The organism is Nocardia salmonicida NBRC 13393 (genome assembly GCF_001613085.1).
In the GTDB taxonomy this organism is placed as follows: Bacteria; Actinomycetota; Actinomycetes; order Mycobacteriales; family Mycobacteriaceae; genus Nocardia; species Nocardia salmonicida.
Genome location: NZ_BDBR01000077.1, coordinates 1 through 7,875, shown reverse-complemented (window position 1 = coordinate 7,875; position 7,875 = coordinate 1). Strand labels below are relative to the sequence as shown.

The 7,875-nt window shown below is 68.4% G+C and carries 7 protein-coding genes and 1 pseudogene; 4 read left to right on the top strand and 4 right to left on the bottom strand.

All coding sequences use genetic code 11. The features are described 5' to 3' along the window. Positions 1–262: 262 nt before the first annotated feature. Positions 263–772: a MarR family winged helix-turn-helix transcriptional regulator gene (locus NS1_RS38195; RefSeq protein ID WP_255284847.1), complete on the top strand. Its 510-nt coding sequence runs from the start codon at positions 263–265 to the stop codon at positions 770–772. Between the two features lie 75 nt (positions 773–847). Here NS1_RS38195 and NS1_RS38190 read toward each other — a convergent pair whose 3' ends face one another. Both NS1_RS38190 and NS1_RS38185 read right to left on the bottom strand, forming a co-directional pair. Then, on the bottom strand, positions 848–1,252 hold the full coding sequence (locus NS1_RS38190; protein ID WP_056817740.1) for a DUF7144 family membrane protein: 405 nt from the start codon (positions 1,250–1,252) through the stop codon (positions 848–850). Positions 1,253–1,332: 80 nt separating this feature from the next. Further along, positions 1,333–2,832 carry a flavin-containing monooxygenase gene (locus tag NS1_RS38185; RefSeq protein ID WP_056817854.1) on the bottom strand — a complete coding sequence of 500 codons (1,500 nt, stop codon included), beginning with the start codon at positions 2,830–2,832 and terminating at the stop codon, positions 1,333–1,335. Between the two features lie 100 nt (positions 2,833–2,932). Between NS1_RS38185 and NS1_RS38180 the strand changes: the two genes are divergently transcribed. The 3 genes from NS1_RS38180 (at position 2,933) to NS1_RS38170 (ending at position 5,897) form a co-directional block, all read left to right on the top strand. Continuing rightward, entirely contained in the window at positions 2,933–3,487 is a 555-nt protein-coding gene (locus NS1_RS38180) for a YdcF family protein (protein WP_062992593.1), read from the top strand. Positions 3,488–3,554: 67 nt separating this feature from the next. After that, positions 3,555–5,162, top strand: coding sequence for a GMC oxidoreductase (locus NS1_RS38175; RefSeq protein WP_063816388.1), 1,608 nt, complete (start codon positions 3,555–3,557; stop codon positions 5,160–5,162). Positions 5,163–5,171: 9 nt separating this feature from the next. Further along, positions 5,172–5,897, top strand: a complete 726-nt coding sequence (locus NS1_RS38170; protein ID WP_062992587.1) for a VIT1/CCC1 transporter family protein — start codon at positions 5,172–5,174, stop codon at positions 5,895–5,897. 123 nt (positions 5,898–6,020) lie between these two features. On the opposite strand, the gene NS1_RS38165 is transcribed toward NS1_RS38170, so the two are convergent. Continuing rightward, a complete protein-coding gene (locus tag NS1_RS38165) occupies positions 6,021–7,592 on the bottom strand; it encodes a Na+/H+ antiporter (RefSeq protein ID WP_062992585.1) in 1,572 nt (523 codons plus the stop codon). A 79-nt stretch (positions 7,593–7,671) separates the two neighbouring features. Beyond that, positions 7,672–7,875 (bottom strand): annotated as a pseudogene (locus tag NS1_RS41400) (hypothetical protein); the annotation flags it as partial.

The following is a 7,875-nucleotide window of genomic DNA, read 5'->3' as shown; positions in this document are numbered from 1 at the left end:
GCGAAGTCAAATCGCCTGGAGAATCCAGCATTTCCCCAGGTCACGGCCATCATTCTACCCAGGGCTGCAGGCCGGCGCTCGCCGGTGAACATCACGAGCGACGACGGTGAACAAGCGGCGATCGATCGGCAACTGATCATTCGTCCAGTGTGTTCTTGATCAACAAAATGCGGCTCACCAGGCAATATGCCGCGACAACCATGGACAGCACGCATCACCACCTATACAGTTTGCCGACGTTCAGCAATTTTATAGCTATCAGTTGGGTGGAAGGCAGGCCGAGGTGATGGAGTATTTCGACCCGGTCGAGCGTCGCGTATGGAGCGCGGTGATCACCCTCTCGATGCGCGTACCGAGCGCCCTCGACTCACGACTACAGCGAGAGTTCGGGGTGACCCATTTCGAGTACCGGGTCATGGCCTTGCTCCACGACGCGCCGCGACGCCGGATGCGGTTGAGCATGCTCGCGGCGCGCGGGCACGGGTCCATCTCTCGGCTCTCCCACGTGGTTTCGAAGCTGGAACGGGTGGGGTGGGCACGGCGTGAGGCCGCGGAATCGGGCCGCGGGATCGACGCGGTACTCACCGCGAGCGGGCAGGCCAAGGTGCTGGAGGTGACGCCCGACTATCTCCTCGCGGTGCGCAAGCTGGTACTCGACGGACTCGACGATCCGCAGAAGGCCGAGCTCGCGGTCTTGGGCGAGCGGCTCTCGCTGCATATCGTCCGCACGCTCGGTGCCGTCGAAACGGAGTATTCGGCACTCGACGACTGAACGATCCGACGACCGCAACGACGAACAACGCCGCCCCGGTGACCGGGGCGGCGTTGTCGAATGGATCAGGACAGCTCAGACCCTGTTCGGTCGCCAGGTGGCCACCGCCCAGATCACCACGATGTCGACGGCGATGATCAGGATCGACCACCACGGGTAGTAGGGCAGCCACAGAAAGTTGGCGATGATCGACAATGCCGCGATCACCATCGCCGCTACCCGGCCCCACGTCTGACCGGCCAGCAGGCCGATCGCGACGATCACCGCGATAGCGCCGAGAACGATGTGCCACCAGCCCCAGCCGGTGATGTCGAACTGATAGAGGTACTCCGGTCCTACGACGATGAGGTCGTCCTTGGCGACCGCGGAGATTCCCTGGAGGATCTGCAGAACACCGACCACGGCCAGCAGGATGCCAGCGCCGATGGAGGTTCCTGCTGCAATTCCGTCGCGCAGCTGGTGCTGATTCGTGTCTGTCATCGCTGGGCCTTCCCATGAGGTCAACGCCACGTGCCACCACGGCACACGACAACGGTAGGAAACCCAGCGAGTCGAGCGCCTCACCCGTTGCGGGTGAACTCCCCTACCCGACGCGACACCGGTCGCAGGGTCTTGCCGAGGTCGGTGCGCAGGGTGATCAGCGCGTCGAGCAGGTAGTTCTGCCTGACCCGCCATGGATGACGGTCGCCCTGACGTGGGAAGGCGGCGATCGAGCGCAGGACGTAGCCGGCGTTCAGATCCAGTAGCGGGCGCTCGGCGAGCGAGCCCCTGGGTTCGGGGACGACCGCGGCGCTACCGGTGCGGTCCAGGTGGGTGAGGACTTTGCAGACCAGGCGGGAGGTGAGGTCGGCGCGCAGGGTCCACGACGCGTTGGTGTAGCCGACGCAGATGGCGAAGTTGGGCAGGCCGGTGAGCATGGCGCCCTGCCAGACGAACTGATCGGCCAGCGGCACCGGGGTGCCGTCGACCGAGGGCGCGATGCCGCCGAACGCCAACAGGCGCAGGCCCGTGGCGGTGACCACGATGTCGGCGGGCAGCGTCTCCCCCGAGACCAGGCGGATCCCCGCCGGGACGAAGGCGTCGATGTGGTCGGTGACCACCGACGCCTTGCCCTTCTTCATCGCCTTGAAGAAGTCGGCGTCGGGGGCGGCGCACAGGCGCTGGTCCCACGGGTCGTAGTCGGGCGTGAAGTGTTCGGCGACGAGCCTGTCGTCTTTGAGGATGCGCGCGGTGAGGTCGGTGAGCAGTTTGCGCGCGGCGGCGGGGCGACGGCGGCAGAACTGGTAGAAACCGATGCTGAACAGGATGTTCTTGGTGCGGATGAGCCGGTGGGCGAGACCGGCGGGGAGCAGTTTGCGGAGCTTGTCGGCATGCTTGTCTCGGCCGGGGACGGGGCTGATCCAGGTGGGGCTGCGCTGCAGCATGGTGACGTGTGCGGCGTCGACGGCGAGGTTGGGCACCAGGGTGACGGCCGTGGCGCCGCTGCCGATCACGACGATGCGCTTGCCGCTGGTGTCGAGGTCGGCGGGCCAGAACTGTGGGTGCACCACGGTGCCCGCGAAGTCGTCGCGGCCGGGGAACTCGGGGGCATGCGGCTGCTGGTAGTCGTAGTAGCCGGCGCAGGCGTAGAGGAAACCGCAGGTCAGGGTGCTCAGTTCAGGGCCGTCGGGGCCCTCGTGGGCGATGGTGAGTTGCCAGTGGGCCTGCGCCGATGACCAATCCGCGCCGATCACGCGGGAACCGAAGCGAATGCGCCGATCGATGCCGTTCTCCTGCGCGGTCTCGCGGATGTAGTCCAGGATCGCGGAACCGTCGGCGATGGAGCGGGCCGCGCGCCACGGCTTGAACGGGTAGCCGAGGGTGAACATGTCCGAATCCGAGCGGATGCCCGGGTAGCGGAACAGGTCCCAGGTGCCGCCGAGGTCGGCGCGCGCCTCGAGGACGGCGTAGCTGCGATGCGGGTGCTCGGTCTGCAGCCGGTAAGCGGCCCCGATGCCGGACAACCCGGCGCCGACGATGACGACGTCGAGGTGTTCGGGGGCAACGGCGGTGTCGGTCATGGGCTCCAGTGTGCCTGGCATGCGACCGCGACAGAAGAGCGTGTGCCCGGTCGACAGCGGGACCGGCGGCCCACTTCGAGATTTCGGTATCGTCGGAGCCGTGTCGATCTTTCGGCGTGCGGGATGGTTGCTCGTCGGCGCACTGGTCACCGTGCTGGCTGCCGCGTTCGCTGGATGGCCGGTCTTCGTGCACCCCCAGGTCGACCCGTTGCGGCCCGCGGACGTGATCGTGGTGCTCGGTGGTACCGCCTACGAACGGTTCGACCTCGGCATCGAACTCGCCGAGCGCGGCCTCGCCCCCGAGGTACTGATCTCGCAGTCCACCGGACCCGACGATCCGATGATGGACAAGTACTGCGGCGGCCGATTCGCCTTCCGGGTCTCGTGTTTCGTGCCCGACCCGTGGACCACCGACGGCGAGGCGCGCGAAATCGTCCGGCGCGCGAAGATCTACGAATGGCGCCACATCATCGTGGTCACCTTCACGCCACATGTGTCGCGCGCGAGATACATCGTCGAGAAGTGCTACGACGGCGAGATCACCATGGTCGCGAGCCCGTCGGACTCCGGGCCGGAATTCTGGGCGTGGATGTATGTGCGCCAATCCGCCGGGTACATCAGAGCTTTCGTCAATCAGCATTGCGAGACCGACTGACACACGGTGGTCCGGCTCCTACAGTGAAATCAGCACTTCGGGGGCAGCGCTGGTGAGAGGACCGCCGATGCTTGTGGAGGATCTGCGCACCGTCGGCGACGACGCGCTGCGCACCCAGATCTGCGTCATCGGGTCGGGCCCCGCCGGACTGACGGTGGCCACCGAACTCGCCGCCGCCGGACTGCGCGTGCTGGTGCTGGAAAGTGGCGGGCACGAGATCACCGCGGACGAACCAGCATTCGCCGCGATGGAGAGCATCGGCGCCGCACGCGCGGAGCAACACCGGATCACGGGAAACCGGGTACTCGGCGGCAGCTCACACAGCTGGGCCGGACGTTGCGGCGTGCTCGACGACCTCGACTTCGCCCATCGGCCCTGGGTCACCCGATCCGGCTGGCCGATCGACGCGGGCGCACTGCGGCCCTACGCCGAACGGGCCGCCGCGCATGCCGGGCTCGGACACGGCACCGGCTTCAGCGACGACGAGTTCTGGTCCCTGGCCGGGCGGCAAGCACCGGCCGACGCGCTCGACACCGCCGCGTTGCGCCCCTACTTCTGGCAGATCAGCCGCGACCCGGCCGACCGGTTCGACTGCAAACGATGGGGTCCGCACGTGCGCGACATCGTCGCGCCGACAGCTCGGGTGCTGGTGAACGCGACGGTCACCCATATCGACACCGATGCCACCGGCGCGCATGTGAATTCGGTCGAGGTGACCGGTGCGGGCGGGCGCGTGCGCACCGTCGAGGCGCGGATGTTCGTGCTGGCCGCGGGGGGAATCGCCACGCCACGGCTGCTGCTGGCCTCGCGGCGCACCGTCGCCGGCGGGATCGGGAATCGGTACGACCAGGTCGGGCGGTACCTGATGGATCACCGCTGCGGGGTGGTGGCGACCCTGCGCACCGCGGAGGCCGGGGCGGCGCTCGACCGGTTCGGAAAGTACGTGGTCAAGAGTGTGCGAGGCCGCCACACCTATCTGCACGGCATGGCGTTGTCGTCCGCGCTGCAACGGCGCGAGTCGCTGGTGAACTGCGCGCTGTGGTTGCAGGAGGTCACCGCCGACGACGATCCGTGGGACTCGGTGAAGCGGTTCCTGCGCGGACGGGCGCACTGGCGGGACCTGCTGATCATGCTGTCCGACACCGGGCTTCTGCTCGACGGTGCGCGACGCAGGTTGGTCGACAGTGTCGGGATACCGCATCGACTGGCCTGCGTCGAGGTGCGGGCGATGGTGGAGCAGACCCCGAACGCCGACAGTCGAGTGCGGCTTTCGACACGGACCGATCCGGTGGGAATGCCGCTTCCGCAAGTGGATTGGCGGACGAGCGAGCAGGAGGATCGAACGGTGCGCCGCGCTACGGCGTTGCTCGTCGGTGAGTTCGCCCGGCTCGGTTTGCCGACGCCGCAGGTGGTTCCCGCGGCACGGCCCGACAGCACCGATCCCCTACCGCTCACCGACTGGGCGCATCCCTGCGGGACCACCCGGATGTCGGCCGATCCCCGACACGGCGTCGTGGACCGGCACTGCCGGGTGCACGGGGTGGACAACCTCTACATCGCCGGTAGTTCGGTGTTTCCGACGAACGGGCACGTCAATCCGACGCTGACGGTGATCGCGCTCGCGGTGCGCCTGGCCGACACGCTGCGCGCGGGGCTGGTGGCCGCTCCCGACTAGGCTGGGCCGGTGCCGGACTCGTCGACGACCAACCATCCCCACGAACCCCATGCCGAGGGCCTCGCGTCACGGTTGAACTGGCTGCGCGCCGGGGTGCTCGGCGCGAACGACGGCATCGTCTCCACCGCCGGGCTCGTCGTCGGCGTGGCCGCGACCACGAACAACGCCCAGACGATCCTCACCGCGGGTATCGCGGGACTGGTCGCGGGTGCGATCTCGATGGCCGCGGGCGAATACGTGTCGGTGAGCACCCAGCGGGATTCGGAGAAGGCCCTGCTGGCCAAGGAACGCCGCGAGTTGGCCGACGAGCCCGATCTCGAACTGGCCGAACTGGCCGGGATCTACGAGAAGAAGGGCCTCAGCCCGGCCACCGCGCGCGTCGTGGCCGCCGAGCTCACCGCCCACGACGCGTTCACCGCGCACGCCGAGGCCGAACTCGGCATCGACCCGCGCTCGCTCACCAACCCGTGGGCGGCCGCGTTCTCCTCGGCGGTCGCGTTCACCTGCGGTGCGCTGCTACCACTGCTGGCGATCGTGTTGCCGCCCACCGCCTGGCGGGTCCCGGTGACCTTCGCCGCGGTGGTGATCGCGCTGGCGATCACCGGCTCGGTGAGTGCCCGCCTCGGCGGCGGCAACCTCGGACGAGCGGTGCTCCGCGTGGTCATCGGCGGGGCGCTGGCCATGGCGATCACCTACGGAATCGGCGCCCTCACCGACACACTGAGCGCCGGCTGAGCTCCGACCACCCCATTCAGCTGAATTGTCTCGGCACCAGCGAATCCGCGAACCGCGATGTACGCGCCTACCAAAAAAACTGAGGTCAGACCACGAATCCGTGAACTACCCGAGTCTGCGCACTCAGTGCATCGGGCCGAGGTCGAGGCGGCGGGTGACCCGATCGACGACGTCGGGGGGCATGCCGGGTTCGCGGCGGGCGGCTTGGGCCTCGCGGCGGCCCGCTTCGGTGACGGCGGCGCGGACCGCGCGCATCTGCGAGGCGAATTTTCGTTCCTTGTCCAGAGCGGCCTTGGCGTCGGCGTCGGCCGCTTCGGGATCGGCCTTGGCGGACAGCCTGCGCAACAGGGCTTTGAGGTCCTCGTAGACGTCTTCGGGGAGATTGTCGCGGGCGGCGATCGCTTTGAGTTCGGCGAGTTCGGCATTCACGACCCTGGTCCAGAGGGCCTGTTCGACGGCGCGTTCGTGCCGGGTGTCGGCGTGCACTCCGGTGAGGCGGACCACCAGCGGGAGTGTCGGGCCCTGGACGAGCAGGGTGAACAGCACGACCGCGAACGCGATGAACAGGATTTCCGAGCGGGCCGGGAAGTCGGCGTCGGTGTCGAGGGTGAACGGCACGGCCAGCGCCAGCGCCACCGTGGCGACGCCGCGCATTCCGGCCCACCAGGTGACGATGACCTCGCGCCAGGTGAACGGTTCGTCGGTGTAGGGCAGTTTGGCGCTGATCGCCCAGGTGGCCATCAGCCAGGCCAGGCGCAATCCCACGACGACCACGATCACCGCCACGGTGACCCCGGCCAGCCCCGGCCAATTATGGCCGGTGGTTTCGATGACCACCCGCAGTTCCAGCCCGATCAGGGCGAAGGCGAAACCGGTGATGAGCATTTCGGTGATGTCCCAGAACGAGTCGGCGACCAGGCGATAGTCACGGTCACCGATCTCGGTCACGGCGTCGGTGAGGTACAGCGCGCAGACCAGCACGGCCAGGACCGCCGAGCCCTCCCAGTGTTCGGCGATGCCGTAGGCGGCGAAGGGCAGCAGCAGGCTCAGGGCGACCTGGCCGGTGGCGGTGTCGAGGTGCTTGGTGAGCGTGCTGCCGAGCCAGCCGAGCACCAGTCCGACGACCAGCCCGACCACCGCGGCGACGGCGAAGTCGGCGAGCGCGTGCCACGGACTGAACAGGCCGGTCATGACCACCTGGAGACCGACGGTATAGATGACGATCGCGGTGACATCGTTGAACAGACCTTCACCACCCAGCGTGACGATCAGTCGGCGTGGCAGACCGAGGCGGCCCGCCATCGACGTGGCCGCCACCGGGTCCGGCGGCGCGACTAGAGCGCCGAGCACCACAGCCGCGGCGACGGCGGTGCCAGGACTCCAGGCGTGGAAGACGGCAGCGACCGCGATCGCGGTGACGATCACGAGGCCGACCGCGCGCAACGCGATGATCTGCCAGTTCTCCGCGAACTGCCGCCACGAGGTGCGGCGGGCGGCGGCGTAGAGCAGCGGCGGCAGGACCAGCGGCAGGATCAACTCGGGCGGGATGCTCAGGCTCGGCACGGCCGGAATCAGGGCGAGCAGGCAGCCGAACAGGGTCATCAGGATCGAGGGCGCCAGACCGATGCGCGCAGCGAGGGGTTCGGCGAGTACGGCCGCGAGCAGGATCACCAGAGTCAGCACCAACTGGTCCATAGCTGACCAGTCTCACCGACGTCGCCGGTGCGCGGGGATCGACCCGCCGCCGGTCAGGGGGTCGAACGGCGGACCCGACTCACCCGCGCGACCGCACCGGAGAGCCGGTCCGCCTGGACGGCACGGTGTGATCACGGATCAGGGCCGAACGGCTGCCGCCGGTGGGAGCAGGATCGGCGGAATGGGGAACGGGAGTTGCAGGACAGGCGGCGGAGGTGGTGGGGGCGGCGGCGGGGCGGGTTCGGGTACGAAGACCGGGGGCGGCGGCTCGGGCGGGGGCGGC